At 66.5% G+C, this 24,272-nt stretch carries 24 protein-coding genes and 1 tRNA gene; 8 read left to right on the plus strand and 17 right to left on the minus strand.

Annotation, left to right across the window (positions count from 1 at the left end; genetic code table 11):
* Positions 1-4: 4 nt before the first annotated feature.
* The 7 genes from JHW45_RS14445 to JHW45_RS14475 all read right to left on the minus strand — a co-directional run bounded on the left by JHW45_RS14445 (position 5) and on the right by JHW45_RS14475 (position 7,426).
* Positions 5-826: an ABC transporter ATP-binding protein gene (locus JHW45_RS14445; RefSeq protein ID WP_272858297.1), complete on the minus strand. Its 822-nt coding sequence runs from the start codon at positions 824-826 to the stop codon at positions 5-7.
* Positions 827-879: 53 nt separating this feature from the next.
* Positions 880-2,166 (minus strand): ABC transporter substrate-binding protein, encoded by a 1,287-nt coding sequence (locus tag JHW45_RS14450; RefSeq protein ID WP_272858298.1) that lies wholly within the window; start codon positions 2,164-2,166, stop codon positions 880-882.
* 51 nt (positions 2,167-2,217) lie between these two features.
* Positions 2,218-3,294, minus strand: coding sequence for a branched-chain amino acid ABC transporter permease (locus JHW45_RS14455; protein WP_272858299.1), 1,077 nt, complete (start codon positions 3,292-3,294; stop codon positions 2,218-2,220).
* Positions 3,295-3,370: 76 nt separating this feature from the next.
* On the minus strand, positions 3,371-4,354 hold the full coding sequence (locus JHW45_RS14460) for a branched-chain amino acid ABC transporter permease (protein ID WP_272858300.1): 984 nt from the start codon (positions 4,352-4,354) through the stop codon (positions 3,371-3,373).
* Positions 4,355-4,369: 15 nt separating this feature from the next.
* Positions 4,370-5,188, minus strand: coding sequence for an ABC transporter ATP-binding protein (locus tag JHW45_RS14465; protein ID WP_272858301.1), 819 nt, complete (start codon positions 5,186-5,188; stop codon positions 4,370-4,372).
* A gap of 4 nt (positions 5,189-5,192) precedes the next feature.
* Positions 5,193-5,453, minus strand: a complete 261-nt coding sequence (locus JHW45_RS14470; protein ID WP_272858302.1) for a hypothetical protein — start codon at positions 5,451-5,453, stop codon at positions 5,193-5,195.
* Positions 5,450-7,426 (minus strand): AMP-binding protein, encoded by a 1,977-nt coding sequence (locus JHW45_RS14475; RefSeq protein ID WP_272858303.1) that lies wholly within the window; start codon positions 7,424-7,426, stop codon positions 5,450-5,452. Before JHW45_RS14475 ends, JHW45_RS14470 begins: the two co-directional genes overlap by 4 nt.
* Before the next feature lie 200 nt (positions 7,427-7,626).
* Between JHW45_RS14475 and JHW45_RS14480 the strand changes: the two genes are divergently transcribed.
* Complete coding sequence (locus JHW45_RS14480; RefSeq protein WP_419181870.1) at positions 7,627-9,489, plus strand: hybrid sensor histidine kinase/response regulator; 1,863 nt, start codon at positions 7,627-7,629, stop codon at positions 9,487-9,489.
* On the plus strand, positions 9,486-10,184 hold the full coding sequence (locus JHW45_RS14485) for a response regulator transcription factor (protein WP_272858305.1): 699 nt from the start codon (positions 9,486-9,488) through the stop codon (positions 10,182-10,184). The genes JHW45_RS14480 and JHW45_RS14485 overlap by 4 nt, the downstream gene beginning before the upstream one ends.
* Before the next feature lie 93 nt (positions 10,185-10,277).
* Here the strand turns inward: JHW45_RS14485 and JHW45_RS14490 are convergent, their stop codons facing one another.
* On the minus strand, positions 10,278-11,720 hold the full coding sequence (locus tag JHW45_RS14490) for an aldehyde dehydrogenase family protein (protein WP_272860627.1): 1,443 nt from the start codon (positions 11,718-11,720) through the stop codon (positions 10,278-10,280).
* A gap of 180 nt (positions 11,721-11,900) precedes the next feature.
* Between JHW45_RS14490 and JHW45_RS14495 the strand changes: the two genes are divergently transcribed.
* Genes JHW45_RS14495 through JHW45_RS14510 form a run of 4 tightly spaced genes read left to right on the plus strand, consistent with a single transcriptional unit; the run spans position 11,901 to position 15,457 of the window.
* The gene (locus tag JHW45_RS14495) at positions 11,901-12,557 is read left to right on the plus strand and encodes a peroxiredoxin (RefSeq protein WP_272858306.1); all 657 of its coding nucleotides are present in this window, start codon (positions 11,901-11,903) and stop codon (positions 12,555-12,557) included.
* Positions 12,558-12,563: 6 nt separating this feature from the next.
* A complete protein-coding gene (locus tag JHW45_RS14500; RefSeq protein ID WP_272858307.1) occupies positions 12,564-13,451 on the plus strand; it encodes a glycosyl transferase in 888 nt (295 codons plus the stop codon).
* 13 nt (positions 13,452-13,464) lie between these two features.
* Positions 13,465-14,493 (plus strand): polysaccharide pyruvyl transferase family protein, encoded by a 1,029-nt coding sequence (locus JHW45_RS14505; RefSeq protein ID WP_272858308.1) that lies wholly within the window; start codon positions 13,465-13,467, stop codon positions 14,491-14,493.
* A 55-nt stretch (positions 14,494-14,548) separates the two neighbouring features.
* On the plus strand, positions 14,549-15,457 hold the full coding sequence (locus JHW45_RS14510) for a glycosyltransferase family 8 protein (protein WP_272858309.1): 909 nt from the start codon (positions 14,549-14,551) through the stop codon (positions 15,455-15,457).
* Positions 15,458-15,472: 15 nt separating this feature from the next.
* Here the strand turns inward: JHW45_RS14510 and JHW45_RS14515 are convergent, their stop codons facing one another.
* The 7 genes from JHW45_RS14515 to JHW45_RS14545 all read right to left on the minus strand — a co-directional run bounded on the left by JHW45_RS14515 (position 15,473) and on the right by JHW45_RS14545 (position 21,314).
* Positions 15,473-16,234, minus strand: a complete 762-nt coding sequence (locus JHW45_RS14515) for a glycosyltransferase family 25 protein (RefSeq protein ID WP_272858310.1) — start codon at positions 16,232-16,234, stop codon at positions 15,473-15,475.
* An 89-nt stretch (positions 16,235-16,323) separates the two neighbouring features.
* Entirely contained in the window at positions 16,324-18,462 is a 2,139-nt protein-coding gene (gene pnp / locus JHW45_RS14520) for a polyribonucleotide nucleotidyltransferase (protein WP_272858311.1), read from the minus strand.
* Between the two features lie 460 nt (positions 18,463-18,922).
* Positions 18,923-19,192 carry a 30S ribosomal protein S15 gene (gene rpsO / locus JHW45_RS14525; RefSeq protein WP_272858312.1) on the minus strand — a complete coding sequence of 90 codons (270 nt, stop codon included), beginning with the start codon at positions 19,190-19,192 and terminating at the stop codon, positions 18,923-18,925.
* Between the two features lie 165 nt (positions 19,193-19,357).
* Positions 19,358-20,347, minus strand: coding sequence for a calcium-binding protein (locus tag JHW45_RS14530; RefSeq protein WP_272858313.1), 990 nt, complete (start codon positions 20,345-20,347; stop codon positions 19,358-19,360).
* Between the two features lie 93 nt (positions 20,348-20,440).
* Positions 20,441-20,944 carry a DUF1643 domain-containing protein gene (locus tag JHW45_RS14535; protein ID WP_272858314.1) on the minus strand — a complete coding sequence of 168 codons (504 nt, stop codon included), beginning with the start codon at positions 20,942-20,944 and terminating at the stop codon, positions 20,441-20,443.
* Between the two features lie 87 nt (positions 20,945-21,031).
* Positions 21,032-21,157, minus strand: a complete 126-nt coding sequence (gene ykgO, locus JHW45_RS14540) for a type B 50S ribosomal protein L36 (protein WP_042245282.1) — start codon at positions 21,155-21,157, stop codon at positions 21,032-21,034.
* Between the two features lie 82 nt (positions 21,158-21,239).
* Positions 21,240-21,314 (minus strand) — tRNA-Val (locus JHW45_RS14545).
* 135 nt (positions 21,315-21,449) lie between these two features.
* Between JHW45_RS14545 and JHW45_RS14550 the strand changes: the two genes are divergently transcribed.
* Positions 21,450-22,340 (plus strand): N-formylglutamate amidohydrolase, encoded by an 891-nt coding sequence (locus JHW45_RS14550; protein WP_419181808.1) that lies wholly within the window; start codon positions 21,450-21,452, stop codon positions 22,338-22,340.
* A 78-nt stretch (positions 22,341-22,418) separates the two neighbouring features.
* The gene (locus JHW45_RS14555) at positions 22,419-22,664 is read left to right on the plus strand and encodes a hypothetical protein (RefSeq protein WP_272858316.1); all 246 of its coding nucleotides are present in this window, start codon (positions 22,419-22,421) and stop codon (positions 22,662-22,664) included.
* 55 nt (positions 22,665-22,719) lie between these two features.
* On the opposite strand, the gene JHW45_RS14560 is transcribed toward JHW45_RS14555, so the two are convergent.
* Together JHW45_RS14560 and pyrF are read right to left on the minus strand one after the other, a co-directional pair.
* Positions 22,720-23,460 carry a hypothetical protein gene (locus JHW45_RS14560; RefSeq protein ID WP_272858317.1) on the minus strand — a complete coding sequence of 247 codons (741 nt, stop codon included), beginning with the start codon at positions 23,458-23,460 and terminating at the stop codon, positions 22,720-22,722.
* An 85-nt stretch (positions 23,461-23,545) separates the two neighbouring features.
* Positions 23,546-24,238: an orotidine-5'-phosphate decarboxylase gene (gene pyrF / locus JHW45_RS14565; protein ID WP_272858318.1), complete on the minus strand. Its 693-nt coding sequence runs from the start codon at positions 24,236-24,238 to the stop codon at positions 23,546-23,548.
* Positions 24,239-24,272: the final 34 nt, after the last annotated feature.

The following is a 24,272-nucleotide window of genomic DNA, read 5'->3' on the forward strand; positions in this document are numbered from 1 at the left end:
CTCCTCAGGCCAGCCAGCGTTTGCGGCGGCGATAGCTGCGCACGTCGCGAAAGGATTTCCGCCCCTCGTCCGACATGCCCAGATAGAATTCCTTCACGTCCGGGTTCTCGCGCAGCGCGGCGGCGGGTCCGTCCATCACCACGCGGCCGTTTTCAAGGATATAGCCGTAATGGGCGTATCGCAGCGCGACATTGGTGTTCTGTTCGGCCAGCAGAAAGGTCACGCCCTCGCCCTCGTTCACGGCCTTCACGATCTCGAAGATCTGTTCCACCAGCTGCGGCGCCAGACCCATCGACGGCTCGTCCAGCAGGATCGTTTCCGGCCGGCTCATCAGCGCGCGGCCCATCGCCGTCATCTGCTGTTCGCCGCCCGAGGTATAGCCGGACTGGCTTTTGCGCCGCTCGCGCAGGCGGGGAAAATAGTCATAGACCATGTCCAGATCGCGCTTGATGGCCGCCGCGCCGTCGCTGCGGGTATAGGCGCCGGTCAGCAGGTTTTCCTCGACCGTCAGATGCTCGAAGCAGTGCCGCCCCTCCATCACCTGGATCACGCCCTTCTTGACCAGCGCGGCCGGGTTCTGATCCGCCACACGTTCGCCGCGATAGATGATGCTGCCCTTCGTCACCTCGCCGCGTTCGCTGGCCAGCAGGCTGGAGATCGCCTTCAGCGTCGTGGTCTTGCCCGCGCCGTTGCCGCCCAGCAACGCGGTGATCCCGCCCTTGGGCACCGACAGGCTGACGCCCTTCAGCACCAGGATGACGTGGTTGTAGATCACCTCGATATTGTTGACTTCCAGCAGGGTTTCCTGCGCGTCAGCGTCGAACATGGCGGCCTCCGGCGTGGGTGGTCCCGGCGGCGCGATGCCGCCGGGCTTGATCGTCAGTTGCACTCGCGCGGGGTGATGCCCGCTTCCTCGGCATAGTTCATGCTGTCTTCCTCGATCAGCGGCGCAAGGATTTCCTGATCCGGCTCGATGAAATCGGTGATCAGGTTCCACTGTCCCGCGCTCGCGTCCCATTGCTGCAGACGGGCCATGCCGCTGCCGCCGTGGTTTTCACAGCTCAGCGCGATCTCGGGGCCGAAATCGGGCAGGCCGATCTCTTCCAGACGCTCGGGCGTGATGTCCAGATTCTCGAACCCCTCGCGCAGCTGCTCGGGCGTGATCTGCGAGCTGCCGGCGATTTCCTGCGCCTTGCGGATCGCCTCGGCGATGACGACGGCGGCATACATGCCGCGCGAATACACGGCCGAGCCGACATGCTCGCCGCCCTGGCTGGCCTTGCCGGTGTCGATGACATGGGTCTTCAGCTCGTCATACAGCGGATAATCCATGCCGACGCCGTTGAAGGTCAGCGACTTGTAGCCGTCGGCGCCCGCGCCGGCCGGGCCCACGTCGATTTCCGAACCTGCCCACCAGATCCCGATGAAGTTCTCCATCGGAAAGCGGATATTGGCGGCCTCCTGGATGGCGACCTGGTTCATCACGCCCCAGCCATACATGATGACATAGTCGGGCTTGTCGCGGCGGATCTGCAGCCACTGAGATTTCTGTTCCTGCCCCGGCGCCTCGACCGGCATCTCGGTCAGCTCGAACCCGTGCTTTTCGGACAGGTCCTGAAGCGTGCGGATCGGTTCCTTGCCATAGGCGCTGTTGTGATAGACCAGCGCGATCTTCTTGCCCGACAGATCGCCGCCGTTCTGGTCCAGCAGATACTTGATCGCGACCGAGGCGCCGTCCCAGTAATTCGCGGGCGCGTTGAACACCCATTCGAACACCTTGCCGTTCTTGGCCGAGGTGCGGCCATAGCCCGGCGTGTACAGAACCTTCTTGTCCACGCCAACCTTCGGGATCAGCTGATAGGTGATGCCGGTGGACAGCGGGTTATAGACCAGCGCGCCTGTATCCTTGGTCGATTCATAGCACTCGACCCCCTTTTCGGTGTTATAGGCGGTCTCGCATTCGGGCACCTGGATCGTCTCGCCGCCGATGCCGCCATCGCGTTCGTTCAGCAGCGTGAAATAATCGTTGAACCCGTCGGCATATTGCGTGCCGTTGGCGCCATAGGGGCCGGTGCGATAGCTGAGATTGGGCACGACCAGATCGGCCATGGCAGGCGCGGCGGTCATCAGGCCCGCCAGGGCGAAAGCGGTCAGTTTGGTCTTCATTCGGGTCTCCTCCCAGGGTGTTGTCATGCCGGTTGCCCGGTCTTGGCGATGTCAGTGCGGAAACGGCCACAGCCGCAGTTTTTCCTTGGCCAGCGCCCACAGACGCGCCAGGCCGTGCGGCTCGACGATCAGGAAGAACACGATCAGCGCGCCCACGATCATCAGTTCGAAATGCGCGGCCAGATCGGTGGGCCAGCCCAGCGTGCCGACCAGCACGTTCTTCAGGAAGACCGGCATCAGCACCATGAAGGCCGCGCCCGCGAAACTTCCGAAGATGCTGCCCAGCCCGCCGATGATGACCATGAACAGGACCAGGAAACTCTTGTTGATGCCGAACGCCTCGCCCACCTCGGCCGCGCCCAGATAGACGGCGAACAGCAGCGCCCCGGCGATGCCGATGAAAAAGCTGCTGATGGCAAAGGCCGACAGCTTGGCCGACAGCGGATTGACGCCGATGATCTCGGCCGCGATGTCCATGTCGCGGATCGCCATCCATTTGCGGCCCAGCGTCCCGCGCGTCAGGTTGCGCGCGATCCAGGCCAGCACAAAGGCGAAGGCCAGGCAGATCAGGTATTTGGCCGGCGCGGAACTGGCCGGTCCGGTGACGGCGTGGCCCAGGATGGTGCGTTCGGGCGCGGTGATCTGGCCCGACGCGGAATAGTTGTAGAACCACGGCACCTTGTTGAACAGCCACACCAGAAAGAACTGCGCCGCCAGCGTCGCGACCGCCAGATAGAACCCCTTGATCCGCAGGCTGGGCAGGCCGAACAGCATGCCCACCACCGCGGTGATCGCGCCGGCCAGCAGGATGTGGATGGCGATGCTGATATCGGGAAAGGCGGTCATCAGCTTGTAGACGGAATAGGCGCCGACCGCCATGAACCCGCCGGTCCCCAGGCTGACCTGCCCGGCATAGCCGGTCAGGATGTTCAGCCCCAGCGCCGCGATCGCATAGATCAGGAACGGCACGATGACCGCGCTGGCCCAGTAATCGTTGATGACGAACGGAATGACACCCACCGCCACCACCAGCGTGGCATAGTATCCCCAGCGATCCAGCCGGATCGGAAAGGTCTGGCCGTCGTCGCGATAGCTTGTCTTGAAATCGCCCGCCTCGCGATAAAACATCAGTCATTCCCCCCGCACGATCCGGATTTCCTGCGGAAATCCGCGTTTTGCCGTTTTGCCGCGTCGATCTGCATGGCTATACCCGTTCGATGATGCGCTCGCCGAACAGGCCCTGCGGCCTGAACACCAGAAACAGCAGCGCCAGCACATAGGCGAACCAGGTCTCGGTCGCGCCGCCGATCATCGGGCCGACGAAGAATTCGAACAGCTTCTCGCCCACGCCGATGATCAGCCCGCCGACGATGGCCCCGGGGATCGAGGTGAAGCCGCCCAGCATCAGCACCGGCAGCGCCTTCAGCGCGATCAGCGACAGGCTGAACTGCACGCCCGACTTGGTGCCCCACATGATGCCCGCGACCAGCGCCACGAACCCCGCGATCGACCAGACCATCACCCAGATGAAACGCAGGCTGATGCCCACCGACAGCGCCGCCTGATGATCGTCGGCCACGGCGCGCATCGCCCGGCCCTGCTTGGTGAATTGCGCGAACGCGATCAGCGCCGCGACCAGCAACGCCGCGATGGCCGTGGCCCAGATATCCAGCCGGTCGATGAAGAAGCCGTATCCGAACCAGTCCGCCGTCACCCGCTCGATCCCGTCGGAAATGCCCTGCGGCAGGCCGACATCCAGCGTCTTGATGTCGGCGCCCCACATGACGTCGCCCAGCCCCTCAAGGAAATAGGCCAGCCCGATCGTCGCCATGAACAGGATGATCGGCGCCTGCCCGACCAGGTGCTGCAGCACCAGCTTCTCGATCAGGAAGGCCAGCAGCACCATCGCCGCGGCGGCCAGCAGGATCGCCAGCACCGACGGCACCGTCCAGCCGAAATGGTCCAGATGCGTGCCGAAGATCGCGTTGATCACATGCGCGAAGGGCACCTGCCCCTGCTGGATGCCGACCAGCGTCAGCGCCGCGAACAGCGCCATCACGCCCTGGGCGAAGTTGAACACCCCGGATGCCTTGAAGATCAGAACGAAGCCCAGCGCGACCAGCGCATACATCACGCCGGTCATCAGCCCGTTCAGAAAGATCTCGGTCGCGTAGATCAGCTGATCCATCTTCCCCTCCTGCGGTCAGTCATGGGCCACCCCCAGATAGGCGTCGATGACTTCCTGATTGTTCCTGACCTCGTCGGGCGTGCCGTCGCCGATCTTGCGGCCGTAATCCATCACCACCACCCGGTCGGACAGATCCATGACCACGCCCATGTCGTGTTCGATAAGTGCGATGGTGGTGCCGAATTCGTCGTTCACGTCCAGGACAAAGCGGGACATGTCCTCTTTCTCCTCGACATTCATGCCGGCCATCGGCTCGTCCAGCAGCAGGATCTGCGGCTCGGCGGCCAGTGCGCGCGCCAGTTCCACCCGCTTTTTCAGGCCATAGGGCAACCGCCCGACCGGCGTCTTGCGGATGTTCTGGATTTCCAGAAAGTCGATGATCCGCTCGACCTGTTCGCGGTTCTCGATCTCTTCGCGCTCGGCCGCGCCCCACCAGATCGCCTGGCTTAAAATGCCCGCCTTCATCTTGTTCAGCCGACCCGTCATGATGTTGTCCAGCACCGTCATGCCGTCGAACAGGGCGATGTTCTGAAAGGTGCGGGCGATGCCCAGCCGCGCGACCTCATAGGGTTTCATCGGTCCGCGGCGATAGCCCTTGAACCAGACCTCGCCCTCCTGCGGGTTGTAGAACCCCGAGATGACGTTCAGCATGCTGGACTTGCCGGCACCGTTCGGGCCGATGATGGCGCGGATCTCGCCCTGGCGGATGTCGAAGCTGATATCCTTGATCGCCTCGACCCCGCCGAAGCGCAGGGTGATGTTCTTCATCTCCATCAGCACGCCGCCGATCTGGCGGCCGTCTGCGGTGGTATGGCTTTCGGTGTTGTCCAGCATCGGTTCAGTTCCCCGCGATCAGGCCGATGACGACGCCGTAAAGCGCCACCGCCGGTCCGTATTGGATCATCTGCGTCAGCGGCAGACCGGGCCACAGGCGGCTGGCCGCGGCCACGCCGAACCCGCCGGTCAGCGGGCCCGCGACCAGATCGCTCATCCAGGCGGGCAGGAAACCCGGCAGCAGCCATGCCAGGATCAGCCCCGCCAGCGCGATCAGCCCGCCGCCGACATAGCTGGGCCGATAGGTGATCACCGCCCGGCTCATTCCGCCGCCACCTTCTGGCCCTGCGCGTCGCCGAAGACCTGCACGTCCTCGATCTTCAGCGTGGCCTTGATCTTGCCCTTGCGCCCGTCCTCGTAGGTGACTTCGGTCTCGGTATAGATGCTGTCCGACCCGTCATACAGCGCATCGACCAGATCCCCGAACTTGTCGCTGATGACGGACCGGCGCACCTTGCGCGTGCGCGTCATCTCGCCATCGTCGGGGTCCAGCTCCTTGTGCAGCACCAGAAAGCGGTGGATCTGGCAGTTTGACAGCATCGGGTCTTCCGCGACCGACCGGTTCACCGCCTCGAGGTGATCCTTGATCGTGGCATAGACCTGCGGATGGCCGGCCAGCTCCTGATAGCTGGCATAGGCGATGTTGTTGCGTTCCGCCCAGTTGCCCACCGCGCTGAGGTCGATATTGATCATCGCGGTGCAGTAATCGCGGCCATTGCCCAGCACCACGGCCTCAAGGATGTTGGGATAGAATTTCAGCTTGTTCTCGACATATTTGGGCGCGAACATGCTGCCATCGGCCATCTTGCCCACGTCCTTGGCGCGGTCGATGATCCGCAGATGGCCGGTACCGTCTTCGAAGAACCCCGCATCGCCGGTGGCCACCCAACCCTCGGCGTCCTTGGTCGAGGCGGTGCTGTCGGCGTTCTTGTAGTATTCGACGAAGGTGCCGGGGCTGCGATAGAAGACCTCGCCGTTCTCGGCGATCTTCACCTCGACGCCGGGGCTGGGCACGCCGACCGTGTCCGACCGCACCTGCCCGTCGGGTTGCTGGGTGATGAACACCGATGCCTCGGTCTGGCCGTAAAGCTGTTTCAGGTTGATGCCCAGGCTGCGATAGAAATCGAAGATCTCGGGCCCGATCGCCTCGCCGGCGGTATAGCCGACGCGGATGCGGCTGAAGCCCAGCGTGTTCTTCAGCGGGCCATAGACGAACAAATTGCCCAGCGCGTAGGACAGACGATCCCCCGGACCGACCTTCTTGCCGTCCAGCAGCGCGGGGCCGACGCGGCGCGCCACCTCCATGTAATGCCGGAACAGCCAGCGCTTGATGCGCCCGGCATCCTCCATCCGGATCATCACCGTGGTCAGCTGCTCCTCGAAGACGCGCGGCGGCGCGAAGAAATAGGTCGGCCCGATCTCGCGCATGTCGGTCATCATCGTGTGCGCGCCTTCGGGACAGTTCACCGTGAACCCCGCCCACAGCGCCTGCCCGACCGAAAAGATGAAATCGCCGACCCAGGCCATCGGCAGATAGGCCACGATCTCCTCGCGCCGGGTCAGATTGTCGAACTCGGCGCTGTTCTTCGATGTCTCGATGATGTTGCGGTTCGACAGCACGACGCCCTTGGGCTTGCCGGTCGTGCCGCTGGTATACAGCATGACGCAGGTGCTGTCGTAATCCAGCGCCGCCATGCGCGCGTCCAGCTCGCCCCCCAGCCGGGCCGAGGCGGCGCGCCCCTCGGCCTGCACGTCCTCCAGCGCATTCATGCGGGCGTGGTCGTATTTGCGCATCCCGCGCTTGTCGGTATAGACGATCTGTTCGATCCCCTTCACCGTCTCCTCGACCTCCAGCACCTTGTCGACCTGTTCCTGGTCGCCGCACAGCACGAAACGCGCGCCGCAATGTTCCAGCACATAGGTCATCTCTTCGGCGACGGCGTCCTGATACAGCGGCACCGGAATCGCGCCGCACATCTGCGCCGCGATCATGCCCCAGTAATGGGCCGGGCGGTTGCGCCCGATGATGGCCACGTAATCGCCCTGCCGCAGCCCCAGCGCCAGCAGGCCCAGCGCCAGCGCGCGAATCTCTTCGGCGGCCTCGGCCCAGGTCCAGCTTTGCCAGATGCCGAATTCCTTTTCGCGCCAGGCGGGCTGGCTGCCGAACCGCGCGACATTGCGCGCCAGCAGCGCCGGAATCGACTGCAAGTCGCCGGAAGGCGGGTGCGTGTCCGTCATGAATCCTCCCTGTCGCGGCCTCATGCCAAGCTGCCCGCGACTCCCAAGGGGCGTTTCGGACACGGCGACTGTCGCCGGCAATCATTGCCGCAGTTTTTCCCAATTCCAACGAAATGTTACGGCGCCATCGCGGCCATCGCGGCGATGCGGCCGGGAAAGGAGGCAGGGTGGAACAACCACACGACCATCCGCGCGACGTGATCCCCGACCGGCTGCGCGCCGATCTGATCCGGTCGGGGCTGAACCTGATCGGTCAGGCGCTGTCGATCTTCGACGCGGATCTGCGTCTGGCCGTCGCCAACGACCAGTACCAGGCGATGTTCGACCTGCCGCACCGCCTGACCCGTCCCGGCACCAGCTTCGAGGACACGATCCGGTTTCTGGTGGCGCGCGGCGAATACGGCCCGCAGGACGATCCCGACGCCGCCGTCGCCTTCCGCGTCGAACAGGCACGCACCTTCCAGCCGCATTATTTCGAACGGATGCGCGTCAACGGCCGCTGGATCGCGGTCGAGGGCGCACCGCTGTCGCAGGGCGGCTGGATCACCGTCTATACCGACATCACCGACATCAAGCGTCAGGAATCGCTGCTGCGGGCGCGGTCGGCGGAACTATCCGAACAGGTGCTGGACCATGCCGAACGCCTGTCGGCCGCCAACCGCGAACTGGCCGCCACCAACGCCGCCCTGCAAGAGGCGCAGCGCGTCCTGACCCGGACCGAGGCGCGCACCCGTCAGGTCACCGAGATGGTGCCCGCCCATATCGCCCATGTCGATGCGGAATATCGCTATACGTTCTCGAACCGCCGCCTGCCTGCGGTCTTTCCCGGCGCGCGCGCCGAGGCGGTGGGCCTGACCGTCGAACAGGCGCTTGGGCCGACGATGTTTCTGGCCCTGAAACCCTGGCTGGACCGCGCCCTGGCCGATGAGCCGCAGGTGTTCGAGATCACCCATCCCGCCTCGGGGCGGCGCATCCGCATCGCGCTGACGCCCGACCGCGCCGGCCACGGCGTCTATGTGCTGTCCACCGATGTCAGCGCCGAGGTGCAGGCGCGCGAGGCGCTGACCCACGCCTCCAAGCGCAGCCTTGCCGCGCAGCTGACCTCGGGGATGGCGCATGATTTCGGCAATCTGCTGACCATCATCCTGGGGCTTCAGGGGCGGCTGGCGGCGATGGAGTTGCCCGCAGGCGCCGCGCAGGACGTGCAGGCGACGCTTGCCGCCGCCCGCCGCGGCGCCACTTTGCTGGACCGGCTGGCCCGGATCAGCGGCAAGCGCGACCTGTCGCTGCATCCCGTCGATCTGCCCGCCCTGCTGCGCGATCTGGCCGCGCTGGCGCGCCCCTCGCTGGCCGAAGGGGTGGATCTGTCCTTGCAGATCGACCTGCCTGACGGTCAGCTGCTGCTGGACCCCGGCGCGTTGCAGGATTCGCTGCTGAACCTGATCCTGAACGCCAACGCGGCGATCGCGGGGCCGGGGCGCATCGCGCTGTCGGCCCGGACCAGCGGCGAATGGGTCCGCATCTCGGTCAGCGACACCGGCCCGGGTTTCTCGGACGAGGCGCTGACCCGCGCCACCGAACCGTTCTTCACCACCAAGACCGGACAGGGGTCGGGCCTTGGCCTGTCGATGGTCTATGACCAGACCAAGCTGGCCGGCGGCACGATGCGGCTGGACAATACCGCCCCTGGCGCGCGCGTGACGCTGCGCCTGCCGCTGCGCCCCGTCGCGCGGCAGATGGTCCTGCTGGTCGAGGATGACGACAGCATCCGCGCCGATATCCGGGACATGCTGACCGGTCTCGGCCACGCCGTGCTCGAGGCTGCAAGCCTGACCGAGGCGCGCGGCATGACCGACCTGCCCGGTCTTGGCGTGATCCTGTCCGACATCCAGCTTGGCGACGGGCTGGGGCTGGACCTGGCCACGTCGCTGCCGCTGGTGCTGATGACCTCGCTGCCGCCGGGCGATCCGGTGCGCGCGCGGGCCACCGTGCCGGTGCTGACCAAACCCGTCACCCCCGCCCGGCTTGCCGCCGCGCTGGCCGATGCGAAAGTGCCCACATGACCGACGCCCCCCTGATCGCGATCCTGGATGACGAGCCGGAGATCCGCCGGCTTCTGTCCGCCGCGCTGGCCGAGGCCGGGTTCCGCACCCAAAGCTTCGCCCGCGCGACCGAGTTCGAGGCGGCGCTGCGCCGCATCACCCCCGATGCCTGCCTGATCGATCTGGGCCTGCCCGACCGCGACGGGCTGGCGCTGGTCCACCGGCTGGCCACCGAATCGGGCGCGGCGATCATCATCATCTCGGGCCGCGCGCAGGTGCAAGACCGCGTCACCGGGCTGGAACTGGGCGCCGACGACTATATCATCAAGCCGTTCGAACCGGCCGAGGTCGTGGCCCGCATCCGCGCCCGGCTGCGCCGCCCCGCGCAGGCGATGCGCGGCAGCAGCACGGTCCGCTTCGCCGGCTGGACCGCCGATTTCGACCGCTATCTGCTGATCGCCCCCGACGGCCGCGAAACCCCCATCAGCCACGCCGAGGCCGAGGTGCTGCGCATGTTCACCGACAATCCGCGCCGGCTGATCACCCGCGCGCAGATGCTGGAAACCCTGGGCGGCGCGGCGGGCGACAGCTTCGACCGCGCCATGGATGTCCGCATCTCGCGCCTGCGCACGAAACTGGGCGAGGACCCGAAAAACCCGCGCCTGATCAAGACGATCTATGGCGCGGGCTATATCTTCCTGGCCGAAACCGGCTGATATCTTCTTCTTTGCGTAAATACCCGGACGCGGTGCGGGCGGGGGCTGCCCCCGCCCCGCCCGTCCGTCAGGACAGGCCGCAAGCCCCGGCGATCACGCCTCGCGGTCCCAGCCGCTGATCGCCTTGCTGTCCATGAACTCCTCCAGCCCCATGACGCCGCCTTCGCGGGCGCGGCCGGAGGCCTTGACGCCGCCGAAGGCCGATCCCGGCCCGCGCGGCTCTCCGTTCATCTCGACCATGCCCGACTGCAACTGCCGGGCCACGCGGTTGCGCCTTGCCCCGTCCTGCGACTGGACATAGTTCGTCAGCCCGTAGGGCGTGTCGTTGGCGATCTCGATCGCCTCGTCCTCGCTGTCGAAGGGAATGATCGACAGCACCGGGCCGAAAATCTCCTGCTGGGCGATGGTCATGTCGTTGCTGACATCGGCAAACACGGTGGGGCGCACGAAATAGCCGCGGTTGACGCCCTCGGGCAGGCCGGTGCCGCCGGCGACCAGCCGCGCGCCCTCGTCGATGCCGGTCTGGATCAGATCCTGGATCTTTTCCCACTGCGCCTTGCTGACCACCGGGCCGATATGCTTGCCCGGCTGATGCGCGCTGCCGACCGAGGTCCGGTCCGCGACCTTCGCCGCCGTCTCGACCGCGCGGTCATAGACCGACCGCTCGACCAGCATCCGGGTCGGCGCGTTGCACGACTGCCCGCTGTTATAGAAGCAATGCGCCGCACCGCGCACCACCGCCTTGTCGTCGGCATCGGCGAAGACGATGTTGGCGCCCTTGCCGCCCAGTTCCAGAACCACCTTCTTCAGGCTGTCCGCAGCCGCCTTGGTGATCGCGATGCCGGCGCGGGTCGAGCCGGTAAAGCTGATCATCGCGACATCCGGATGCACCGACAATTGTGTGCCCACGCCCGCCCCGTCGCCGTTGACCAGGTTGAAGACGCCCGCCGGCACCCCGGCCTCGTCGATGATCTCGGCAAACAGCATCGACGACAGCGGCGCGATCTCGGACGGTTTCAGCACCGCCGTATCGCCGGCCAGCAGCGCCGGAATGACCTTCAGCGTGACCTGGTTCATCGGCCAGTTCCACGGCGTGATCAGCCCCACGACGCCCACCGGCTCCCACGCGGTCACGCTGCCGGGGGCGTGATCGCCCAGGGGCCGCACGAACCGGAAATCCCTGAACGCCCGGATGAAGTTGCGGATATGGCCGCGCCCGGCGCCGACCTGATCGCCCAGTGACATGTCTTGGGGGGCGCCCATCTCGTGGCTGATCGCCCAGGCCATGTCTTCGGCACGCCGCTCGTAAATCTCCAGGATCTTCTCGATGAACGCCAGCCGCTCTTCGGGGCTGGTGCGCGACCAGGCCGGAAAGGCGGCCTTGGCGGCGGCGACGGCGGCATCGGTGTCGCCCTGATCGCCCAGGCTGATCACCGCCACCGGCTCCTCGGTGGAGGGGTCGATCACCTCCAGATCGTTGGCTTTCACCGGATCGACCCACTGGCCGTCGATATAGAATTTGCGCTTGTCCAGCAGCTTGCTCATGGCGTCCTCCTGTAGACTGTCGGACAGAAGGTGGCACCGCGCCTGTCCGGCCGCAAGGCCGCGTGGCGCGGCACTCTGCCGGTCGGGCCGGTCAAACTGTCGCCCCCTCTGGCAATCCCCGTCGCCGCGCCTATGTTCAGGGCAACGCAACCAATCGAAAGGACGCGGCCCATGTCCCTGCGCATCAACGACATCGCCCCCGATTTCACCGCCGATTCGACCGAAGGCAAGATCAGCTTTCACGACTGGCTGGGCGACAGCTATGGCGTGATCTTCAGCCATCCGCGCGACTTCACGCCGGTCTGCACCACCGAATTCGGCGCCGTCGCGCAGCTGGTCCCGGAATTCGAAAAGCGCAACACCAAGGTTCTGGGCGTGTCCGTCGATTCGGTCGAGGATCACCAGAAATGGAAGAACGACATCCAGCAGATCGCGGGCACCCCGGCCAATTTCGCCATCATCGACGACACCTCTCTGAACGTCGCCAAGGCCTATGACATGCTGCCGGCCGAATTCTACCTGCCGCAGGAAGGCCGCACCCCGGCCGATTCCGCGACCGTGCGGACCGTGTTCATCATCGGCCCGGACAAGAAGGTGCGCCTGACCATGACCTATCCGATGTCGGTGGGCCGCAACTTTGCGGAAATCGTGCGCGCGCTGGACGCGGTGCAGAAGACCGACGGCGTGCCGCTGGCCACCCCGGTCAACTGGCTGCCGGGAGAGGACGTGATCGTCGCCCTGTCGCTGGACGACAAGGCCGCCGAACAGAAATACGGCGCGCTGGACATCAAGCTGCCCTATCTGCGCTACGCCAAGGACCCGGCTTAAGGGCTCATGGCCCGCTCGGACCGGCCGCTTGGGCGCAGGCTGATCCGCCTTGGCTTTCGCATGCTGGGGCGGTCGCGGGCGCACCGGCAGGACATGTGGCCGGGCCTTGCCATCGACCGCAGCGACGGCCGCGTCACATGGCGCGGCCGTCCGCTTACCACCCTGCGGCCCGCGTTGCAGGTCGTCCCGCCGGGTTTGGACACGATCGCCGTCGTCGGCTCGGGCCCGTCGCTGAGGGATCAGCGGGTCGAGACCTTGGGCGATGGCACGGCGATCCTGTGCAACGGGGCCGCGACGCTGGCCGACCGCATCCGCCCGCTGGCCGTCGCGGTCGAGGATGAACGCTTCGTCTTCCGTCACCACGCGATGCTGGCCGCCCTGCCCCGCGACATCCCGCTGATGCTGTCGCCCGCCGCGCTGCGCGCCTGCGCCGAACGCGGCACCGCGACACTGGCGGACCGCGCCGTCGTTCTGATCGACAATCTCGAAAAGCCCGCCGGCTGGCCGCGCCGTCCCCTGACCGACCCGGCGCTGCGCGACATCGTCCTGCGCGGCCAGCGGGGCGCGCTGTCGCTGGACCCCGACCGGGGCGTGGTTATCACCGGCACCGTCGCCTTTTCGGCGCTGCAATTCGCGCTGGCGGCCGGACCCGAACGGATCGTGCTGGCCGGGATCGACCTGACGAATGACCGCCAGCCGCGTTTCTACGAGGCCGCCGACACCGCGCGTTCGGGCCTGTCCGCGGGCCTCGACCGCATCCTTGCGGGCTTTGCGCTTGCCCGACAGGCGGCCGCCCGCCGCGGCATCGAGTTGACATGCGCCTCACCGGTTTCGGCATTGCTGGATATCGGCTATCCCCTGTCTTCACGCCTGCAAGCAAAGTCCGACCCCTGAACAGGAACGCCCCATGACGCCGCGCCGCGCCCTTCTGACCGGACATTTCTCGACCGTCGGCGATGTCGAGGTGCTGCACCAGGTCCAGACGCGGCTTGACGCCGTGGGGATGCCTTACGCGGTCACGCCGTTCAGCCAGCACCGCGTCAAAAGCGACCCGTCATGGGTGCCGGCCGACGCGCTGGACCCGTCGGAATTCACCCATCTGTTCGTCATCTGCGGCCCTTATGCGCCCGACTATCCTGCCGAATATCCATGGATTTTCGGGCGGTTCCGCCACTGCACGCAGATCGGCGTCAACCTGACCATGGTCGCGCCGCTGGAAAGCTGCAACCCGTTCGACGCGCTGATCGAACGCGACAGCGACCGCAGCGTGCGCCCCGATCTCAGCTTCCTGACCGACGCGCCCCGGGTGCCGGTCGTCGGCCTGTGCCTTGTCCAGTCTCAGCGGGAATACGGAAACCGCCAGCAACACGATGTGGCCGCGCGCCGCCTGCGCGACGTGATCCGCAGCACCGGGGCGGCCATCGTCGAGCTTGACACTGCCCTGCCTCGGTCCATGAACCACGCCGGCATCGGCACCCCCGAGGAATTCGAATCGATCTGCGCCCGCCTTGACGCTGTGGTGACGACACGGCTGCATGGGACGGTGCTGGCCCTGAAATGCGGGGTGCCGGTCGTGGCGGTGGACGCGATCCGTGGCGGCGACAAGGTCACGCGGCAGACGCGATTGCTGGGCTGGCCCGAAAGCTACGTTCTTGATGAAACCCCGGACGAAACGCTGGCCGGGGCGCTGCGCCGCTGCCTGACCCCCCAGATGCGGCAATCGGCCCGCACCTGCGCGGCAGGGGCGCGCGACATGCTGGCCGACTATGACGCGGCTTTTCTTGCGACGCTCGATGCGGCGGCCGATCCGTCCCGACGGCCGCCGATGCCGCCCCGGCGCGGCTGGCCAAGCCGGCTGGCTGCCCGTTACCGCAGATGGAAACGACGCTGGATTCCCAGCAGGCGCGCGGGAATGGGACCGGACGCGCATTCGTGACAGATATCAAGGCAACCAGAAACATGGGCACCGCCCCTTTCCCGCCGGAACCGCAATGACCCAGAACCCCGTTCAGATCGCGTTCATCACCGATACGAACGCGTTGCAGCCGACCCTTGTGGCGATGTGGTCGGCCCTGCGTCACGCGACCGCCCCGGTGCGGGTGATCTTCGTCGGCATCGACCTCTCCGCGGCCGGGTGGTCGGCGGTCGAAACCACCGTCGGGCGTTTTCCCGACGCCTCTGTCGATCCCGTCCGCTTCCACCGGGACCTGCTGCAGGACGTGCGCTCACCCTCCGCCTATATCTCCAGCGCCACGTTCGCGCGGCTGTTCCTGCACCGCTTCGTCTCGGGCCGGGTGCTTTATCTGGACGGCGACATCCTCGTGACCGGCGACCTGACCCGCATCGCCCGCGCCGATCTGGACGGCCGGCCGGCCGCGGCGGTATGCGATTACGTGGTCCAGAAATGGGCAAGCCGTGTCGCGCAGGGCAAGGATCGCGGCGGCAAGGGTGCCCGCCGCCTTGAGCGGATCGCGCCCATCACCTGTCCTGCTCCTCCGGCGAGCTATGTCAATGCCGGGCTGATCCTGCTGGACATGGACCGGATCACCGCCGAACCGGCCCTCGTCTCGCAGCTGGAGGATGTGCAGGCCGCCGCAACCTATCCGCTGGCCGATCAGGACCACCTGAACCGGGTCTTTGCCGGACGCATCCTGCATCTGGGTCCGGAATGGAACTGTTCCTGGCGCAGGCTGACACGGCAAAGGCAGTATCAGGCCGCCACCGGCATCCCGACCGACCCGGCCACCGCGGCGACCGGCCCGGTGGTCATCCACTATCACGGCAAATACAAGCCATGGCAGCCGGTGCCGCTGAAACACGCGCTGCGCGCCGCGCCGCTGGCATTTGAATACCGTCTGGCACGATCCCGCTTCCGCCGCGACACACGCCTGCCGGAATGACGAATCGGCGGCCCGCTACCGCCGCCGCACCCTGTCCCGCATCTGCCGCAGGACCGGCGACCGCCGCAACCCCCCCGCCGCCTGCCGCAGCACCGGCCAGCGGTCCCAGAACCGCAGCTCGGCGATGTCGCTGCGCGAGGATCGCTGCACGGCAAGCGGCTGGCGGCCGCCCAGCACCGTCATCTCGGGATACGCGGCGCGCATCCAGCAATAGGCGCCGTCCACATGCATCGGCCCGCCCTGCGGATCGCCCGGCGGCCGCGCCCGCATCGCCTCGAGATAAGGGACGGCGCGTTCGGAAAGCCGATGGCTGAAGCCTACGAAATGGGCCTGCGCAAACCGGTGCTCGGGCGACAGCGCCAGCAGATGTTGCCCCACCGCCTGATCGCCCGGCTGCGGGTCCAGCGGCGCCACCGAATACAGCATGTCCCAGTCGATCCGTTCCAGATCGCCGCCGATTGCCGCCAGAATGGACGCGAAATCCGGCACGAAACTGGCATCGTCCTCCAGCATCAGGGCGCGCTGCACGCCATCCTCAAGGATCGCGCGATGCACGCCCAGATGGCTCTCGAAACAGCCCCGCGCGCCGCGCGACGAGAAATTGCCTTCATCGGTGGGGAAACTGGCCGGAAACAGCGTCACCTCAGGGTGATCCAGGCTCAGCCCGATGCCGTTCAGCTCGGCCTCCATCTCGCGGCGGCGGTCGGCGCGATGGGCAAGATTGATGACATAGATGCGGTCGAAGACCGACAGCAGCGTTTCGGGGCTTGATCCCACCGGCACCACCTTTGCAATGTGACGACAGCCCCGGACCGGCCGGGGCTGTCTTTGATCTTACAGCATTTTCAGCGCGGGTCGAAGCCCGTTCAGTCGGCGGTTTCTTCCCGCTTCTCGCTGATTTCCTCGCCGGTGTCCTGATCGACCATCTTCATGCCCAGGCGCACCTTGCCGCGGTCGTCAAAGCCCAGCAGCTTGACCTTGACCTCCTGGCCTTCCTGCAACGCCTCACTGGGATGGCCCAGGCGCTTGTTGGCGATCTGGCTGACATGGACCAGCCCGTCGCGCTTGCCGAAAAAGTTCACGAACGCGCCGAAATCGACCAGCTTGACGACCTTGCCGGTATAGATCTGGCCTTCCTCGGGCTCGGCCACGATCGAATGGATCATGTCGTAAGCCTTCTTGATGGCATCGCCATTGGCCGAGGCGATCTTGATCACGCCGTCGTCGTTGATGTCGACCTTGGCGCCCGAGACCTCGACGATCTCGCGGATCACCTTGCCGCCCGACCCGATCACTTCGCGGATCTTGTCGGTCGGGATCTGCATCGTCTCGATCCGCGGCGCGTGGGTCGAGAACGAGCCCGCCTCGGTGATCGCCTTCGACATCTCGTTCAGGATGTGCAGCCGGCCGTCTTTGGCCTGCGCCAGCGCCTGTTCCATGATCTCGGGCGTGATCCCCGCGACCTTGATGTCCATCTGCAGGCTGGTGATCCCCGCCTCGGTGCCGGCGACCTTGAAGTCCATGTCGCCCAGATGATCCTCGTCGCCCAGAATGTCGGTCAGCACCGCATAGCGGCCGTCATCTTCCAGGATCAGACCCATCGCGACACCCGCGACCGGCGCCTTCAGCGGCACGCCCGCATCCATCATCGACAGCGACCCGCCGCAGACCGAGGCCATGCTGGACGACCCGTTCGATTCGGTGATCTCGCTGACGACGCGGATCGTATAGGGGAAATCGGTCGCCGCCGGCAGCACCGCCTGCAGGGCGCGCCAGGCCAGCTTGCCGTGCCCGATCTCGCGCCGGCCCGGCCCCATCACCCGGCCGACCTCGCCCACGGAGTAGGGCGGAAAGTTGTAATGCAGCAGGAAGTTGCTGCGGAAATTGCCGTGCAGCGCGTCGATGATCTGTTCGTCGTCGCCGGTGCCCAGCGTGGTCACGACCAGCGCCTGCGTCTCGCCACGCGTGAACAGCGCCGATCCGTGCGTGCGCGGCAGGAAACCCACCTCGCTTTCGATGGCGCGCACGGTCTTGGTGTCGCGGCCGTCGATGCGGGCGCCGCCGCCGATGATGTCGCCGCGCAGAATGCCCGATTCCAGCTTCTTCAGCGCGCTGCCCAGATTGGGATCGGCCTGCTCGTCCTCGGACAGGCCGGCGACGATCTTGTCCTTCGCGGCCTCGATCGCGTCGCGACGCTCGCCCTTGTCGCGGATGGCATAGGCGGCGCGCATGTCGGCCTCGCCCAGCTCCTTCACGCGCGAGGAAAGCGCGCTGTAATCGGGCGACCGGAAATCGAACGGCTCTTTCGCCGCCGCCTCGGCCAGATCCACGATCAGGTCGATGACCGGCTGCATCTGCTCGTGGCCGAACTTCACCGCGCCCAGCATCTCGTCCTCGGACAGCTCATAGGCTTCCGATTCGACCATCATCACCGCATCCTTGGTGCCGGCGACGATCAGGTCCAGACGCTGTTCGGGATGGTGGCGCAGACCCTGCATGTCCTCGACATCCGGGTTCAGCACGTATTCGCCATCGACAAAGCCCACGCGCGCGGCCCCGATCGGCCCCATGAACGGCACGCCCGAAATGGTCAGCGCGGCGCTGGCCGCGATCATCGCCACCACGTCGGGATCGTTGACCAGATCGTGGCTCAGCACGGTGCACATCACCAGCACTTCGTTCTTGAAGCCCGGCGCGAACAGCGGACGGATCGGCCGGTCGATCAGGCGCGCGGTCAGCGTCTCCTTCTCGGTCGGACGCGCCTCACGCTTGAAAAAGCCGCCCGGAACCTTGCCGGCGGCGTAATATTTTTCCTGGTAATGAACCGTCAGCGGGAAAAAATCCTGTCCCGGCTTGGGTTCGCGGGCGAAGGTCACGTTCGCCATGACGCTGGTCTCGCCCAGCGTGGCGACGACGCTGCCATCGGCCTGTCGGGCAACCTTGCCCGTTTCCAGCGTCAGGGTCTCCTGCCCCCACTGGATCGATTTTGTCACTTGATCAAACATCTGATGTCCTCTGGGCGCGGGTCCGGCCCTCCGGGCGCGCCATGTCATGTGGCGGCCCCATTGCCGCCGCCCCGATCCTTATGCGTCGCCCCGGGGCCGGGCGTCACGTCACAGATTGTCGGCCAATACAGGAAAAGACCGGGCTTGAAAAGTGTCGGCCCGGAACCGCAGCCGCGCCCGCCCCTCGCCCTCTTTCCAAATACCTCGGGGGAGTCGCGCAGCGACGGGGGCAGCGCCCCCGACCCCGAGGCCGCCACGCGCAACGCCCGCAAGCGGTGTACAGGCTGTGCACCCCCGGTGCCGCCGCGGTGCATGGCCGGTGACGCGCCAAACCCGGCATTTCCCGGGTTTTCCGGCACGAACCGCCAAGCAGGTGCACGACGCAACGCCCGCCCCGTTGCGCAACGGCAAACGCCCGCCGCTGTCGCGACGGGCGTTCCGATCCGGTCCGTGGGCAATATCAGCGGCGGATGCCCAGACGCTTGATGACGTCCTGATAACGGGCCTCTTCCTTGCCCTTCAGATAGTCCAGCAGCTTGCGGCGCTGCGCCACCAGCTTCAGAAGGCCACGACGCGAATGGTTGTCCTTCTTGTGGGTCTTGAAATGTTCGGTCAGCGTGGAAATGCGCGAGGTCAGGATCGCGATCTGCACCTCGGGCGAACCGGTATCGCCTTCCTTCGTGCCAAAGTCCTTGATGACGCGGGCTTTTTCTTCGACAGTAATCGACATCGGGGTCTCCTTTTCAGGTCAGGGTCATGGCGCAGGCCGGGATGTCGTCCAGCACAGGCCCGTGGAGCGCCGCGGCACCAACGCCGCATGGCCGGGCGGCTATAAAAGGTTTCGCCGCCAAAGGAAAGCCCCGCCATTCCGCCCGGTCCCGAAACCCTCGGACGATCAGGCCAGACCGCGCCGCACGACGATATCCTCGGGCCGCAGACCCTCGGCCTGCAACAGCCGTCCGACCGCCGCGCCGTTGACCTCGATCAGGGTGCTGCCGTCCAGATCCTCGCGCAGTCCGATCTGCACGTCGTCCGGCACGTCCGGTCCCAGATGCAGGTGGATCACATCCTCCTCGGCGCTGAAATCGGCAATGATCGGCACGATCCCGCTGACCTCTTTCAGCACGAAACTGTCCGCCCCCGCCAGCCCCTCGGCATAGTCGCCCGCGCCCGGCTCCAGCGTGTCGTCGCCCTCGCCGCCATGCATCCAGACCATGTCCGCGTCGTCCGATCCGATCAGGCGATCGTTGCCGCGTCCGCCGTCCAGATCGTCCGCCCCGCCGCCCGAGATCAGCACATCGTCGCCGTCATTGCCCGACAGCCAGTCGGTCCCCGCGCCGCCCATCAGCGTGTCGTGCCCCTCGCCGCCGAAGATCGTGTCGTCGCCCGAATCGCCGGGGATCAGGTCGTCGCCGCCCTGCCCGCACAGCGAATCGTCGCCCGCACCGCCATGGATGACATCGTTGCCGCCCGGTCCATAGACGGCATCGCCCTGCACCCAGTCATTCCCGTCCCCGGCATGGATCGTGTCGTCGCCGGCCCCGCCGCGCAGATCGTCGTCGCCGCCATGGCCCAGCATCAGGTCGGCGCCGTCGCCGCCCATCAACAGATCGGCCAGATCGCTGCCGACGACGGGTTCGAGGACGGGTTCGGGCGTCACCGGACCTGTCGGTTGGCCGTCCGTCGGACCGGTGCCCGCAGGCAGACCGGCCTCGCCCGTTTCGTCCCACGGATCGTCCGGCATGATCGGCGGCAGCGACCCGTCGCCGATATCGGCGGGCGGCAGATCGTCCGGGTCGGGTTCGGGTTCGGTCTGGGTCAGGCCCGTCATGTCCACGGCCAATCCGGCGACCAGCAGCCCCACAAGCCCTGCCAACATGAACATGACGCAATCCTTCGACAAGGCCGCAGGGGCCGGTTCCCGCACGCAGGATAACCCACTGCAATGCCAGCCCGGAAACGCTTTCTTAATAGAAGGTTAACGCCATTCCGAGGGCCGGATCGCATAGCCGACATACAGCGGATGCCGCGGCGCGCCGGCGCGCGTCAGGCCAAGACACCAAAGCCGTGCCGCCCGTCTGCGCAGATCGGCCTCGACCCGCGCGCCGCGGCCAAGATGCGCCCCATGCACGCCCCAGGCGCACAGCACCATATCGGCCCAATCCGCCGACTGCGCCAGAACCCGGTCATTGTCGGGCCCGACCGGATCCTCCGCCCGGCGCAGCACGCGCGGATCGGTCGCGCGGAACGCAAAGATGTTGGCGACCCGCATCGCGCCGAACCCAAGTGCGCGGGCGCGACGTTCGCAGCGTTCGACCGTGGGATCGTTGCGACGCTCATCGGCGGTCGAGGGGTTCAGCATCACGAACAACAGCCGCCCGCCGCCGCCCCATTCCCGCGTCAGCGCATAGCGATAGGTTTCGCAATCAGAATAGACCGCCGCGCTGTCCGCCCGGTCGTCGCGGTAACTGCGTGTGATCATGCCTTCCCCACACCGGAACCCGGCCATGAAAAAACCCGCCTGCAAGGGCGGGTGTTTTCGTCTTCGTCCGGTGATCCCGCGACCCAATCAGCCCTGGCGGGCCTTGAAGCGGCGGTTGGTCTTGTTGATCACATAGATGCGGCCCTTGCGGCGCACGACCTGGCAGTCGCGGTGCCGGCTCTTGAGCGAGCGGAGCGAGTTGCGAACCTTCATCGGTCTTCTCCATCTTCGCGGCGCTGCGCAGCCGCCCTGGAAAACGAAATGCCCCCGGTTGCGGCCGGGGGCGGCGAAACAATGGTGGGCGGTACTGGGATCGAACCAGTGGCCACTACGATGTCAACGTAGTGCTCTACCGCTGAGCTAACCGCCCGTCCTTCGGTGATTCTGTCTGGATTCGTGTGGAAATCCCGGCCGAACCGCCTTGGTCCGCGATCCTATATAGCTGCAATGCGAGGGATTCAAGACCTATCGGCACCACGAACTTTGCGGCTATAACGGGTCCGATATGCAGCAATGGCGGGGTCAGACCTTGTCGATAACCGACTTGCCCGTTTCGCTTGTCCGTCCCGACCGGTGGGTCAGCGGGGTGATCTTTGCATCGCCCCATTCCGGTCGCACCTATCCCGACTGGTTTCTGGATCGCACCCGCCTGCCGATGCCGGTTCTGCGGTCGTCCGAAGATGCGTTCGTCGACCGGCTGATCGCCTGCGCGCCCGAATTCGGCGCGGCGATGCTGTCGACGCAGGTGCCGCGCTGCATCGTCGATGTCAATCGCGGCGCGGACGAGATCGACCCGCTGGTGGTGCGCGGCGTGCAGCGCCATCCCCTGAACCAACGCACGCTGGCCGGGCTGGGCGTGATCCCGCGCGTCGTCTCGCAAGGGCGCGCGATCCACGACCATCCCATCGACCGGGCCGAGGCCGAACGCCGGATCGCTGCCTATTGGCGCCCCTATCACGACGCGCTTGGCGCGCTGATCGCCGAGGCGCGCGCCCGGTTCGGACAGGCGATCCTGATCGACATGCATTCGATGCCGCACGATGCGCTGTCGCATCTGCCCGGACCGCGCCCGGACATGGTGCTTGGAAACCGCCACGGCCTGTCGGCGGCGGCGCGCGTGTCGGATGCGGTGATCGCGGCGGTCGAGGCCGAAGGGTGGCGCATCCGGCGCAACTCACCCTTCTCGGGGGCTTATATCTGCGCGGCCTATGGCCGGCCCCGCCAGAACGTCCATGTCGTCCAGCTGGAGATCGACCGCGCGCTGTATATGGACGAGGCAACGGTGACACCGCGCCCCGATTTCGACCGTTTCGCCGGGCGGATCGGGCGCGTGATCGCGCGGCTTTCGATGCTGGACGCGGGCGGCTGCGCCGGCGACCGCATCGCCGCCGAATAACCGCCAGCCGGACCGGGACATGCAGATCGTGAACGCAGAACAATCCGTCGCTGTCAGGGCGCCTGCAGAGGTGTCGGAATGATCTGGCTGAACGGGTGGATCTGGATCGCGGCGGCACTGATCCTGGCGGCGCTGGAACTGCTGGCGCCGGGATGGGTGTTCATCGGACTGGCCGCCGCGGTCGGGCTGATGGGCGTGCTGATGCTGTCCGACATCTGGTCTGCGGGTCTGCCTGTCACGCTGATGGTGACCGGAATTGGGGCGTCAATCGTCTGGCTGATCCTGCGGCGGGTGGCCGGGCGGCGCAGGCACAGAGGCGAGTGACGGCGCTTTTGGCGATGGGAAACGGGTATTTGGGCAAAGAAGAAGCAGCGGCGGCCTAAAGCCATGCGGTCATCGCGCTGACCAGCGGGCGCAGCGCGTCGCCCTTGACCATCCAGCTTGTCGCGAAGGCGAAGGTGGCCACCAGTTCCAGCCAGAAGATCGGGCGCAGCAGCGACAGCGTTTCATCCAGTCCGGTCAGAAACAGCAGGCCGATCAGCGCGATGCAGACCACGATGGTCCAGCCGCAGATCCGGTAGATCCGGTTCGAGGCCAGCTTCTCGTCGCTGTCCACGCGGCCGCGACGGAACAGGACAAGGCAATAGACGGCCAGCGCGGCGAAATAGATCGCCGCCGCCGCCAGATGCAGCCGGCCGGTCAGCGCGATGCCAAGCTGGCATTGCAGCAGTGTGCAGTCGGCCACCGGATCGAAGGGCGGCGCGGTGGGTGGCAGGATGCCCGCAGGGCTGGTGGGCGCCAGCGCGACCAGGGCCGCGGCGACGGCGGCGATGCGGGCGGTGGCCTTGTCGCTGACGATCTCGCCCGCGTTGCGGCGAAACCCCTCATAGCTCCACAGAAAGACCGCCTGCGCGATCAGGGTGCCCACGAAAATCTCGCGCATGGGCGAGTAATAGGCGGCCGAGATGCTGCGCAGGATTCCGTCGGCCGAGAACAGGCCATAGACCAGCAGCGCAACCGGCAGGAAAAAGCCAAGCGCCCCGATGGCGCGCCGCACCGACAGGAACGACAGGACCAGATCGTTCTCGGCCTTCTGAACGACGCCTTGCGGATCCTTCATGCCTTTGCCCCCCTTTCCCGCAGCGATGAACAGGGTGGCGCGGCGGGCCGGCCGGGTCAACGGGACAGATCGGCCTGCCCGGCGCTTATACCTGCGGCGATGCCATCTCGGCCAGGATCGCCTGCGCCGCGGCTTTCGGGTCGGCGGCTTGCCAGACCGGGCGGCCCACGACGACATGATCGGCCCCTGCGGCAATCGCGCTGGCGGGCGTCTCGACCCGTTTCTGATCGCCCCGGTCGGCCCCGGCGGGCCGAACACCCGGCGTCACGATCAGCCGCGCATCCGGCAGGGCGCGGATCGCCTGCGCCTCGCGCGGGGAACAGATGACGCCGTCGGCCCCGGCCTCGAAGGCGCGGGCGGCGCGTTCGACAGTGATGTCATGCACATCGCCCGCCTGCATCATGCCGGCGTCCAGATCCGCGCGTTCCAGCGAGGTCAGGACGGTCACGCCAAGGATCCTGAGACCTGACCCCGCCGCCCCCTCTTTCGCGGCGCGCACCACATGCGGGTCGCCGTGCACGGTCAGGAAATCCAGATCGAACTGCGCCAGCCCGCGCACCGCCGCCTCGACCGTGGCGCCGATGTCGAACAGCTTCATGTCCAGAAAGATGCGCTTGCCGTGATCCTGTTTCAGCTCATTGGCCAATGCCAGCCCGCCGCCGGTCAGCATGCCCAGACCGATCTTGTAGAACCCGACGCTGTCGCCCAGCTTGCGCGCCAGATCCAGCCCGGCCAGCGCGTCCGGAACGTCCAGCGCCACGATCAGACGATCATCCATGCTTGCCTCCGTATGCCGCAGATCGCGGGCTTAT

The organism is Paracoccus stylophorae, assembly GCF_028553765.1.
Taxonomy (GTDB): Bacteria; Pseudomonadota; Alphaproteobacteria; order Rhodobacterales; family Rhodobacteraceae; genus Paracoccus; species Paracoccus stylophorae.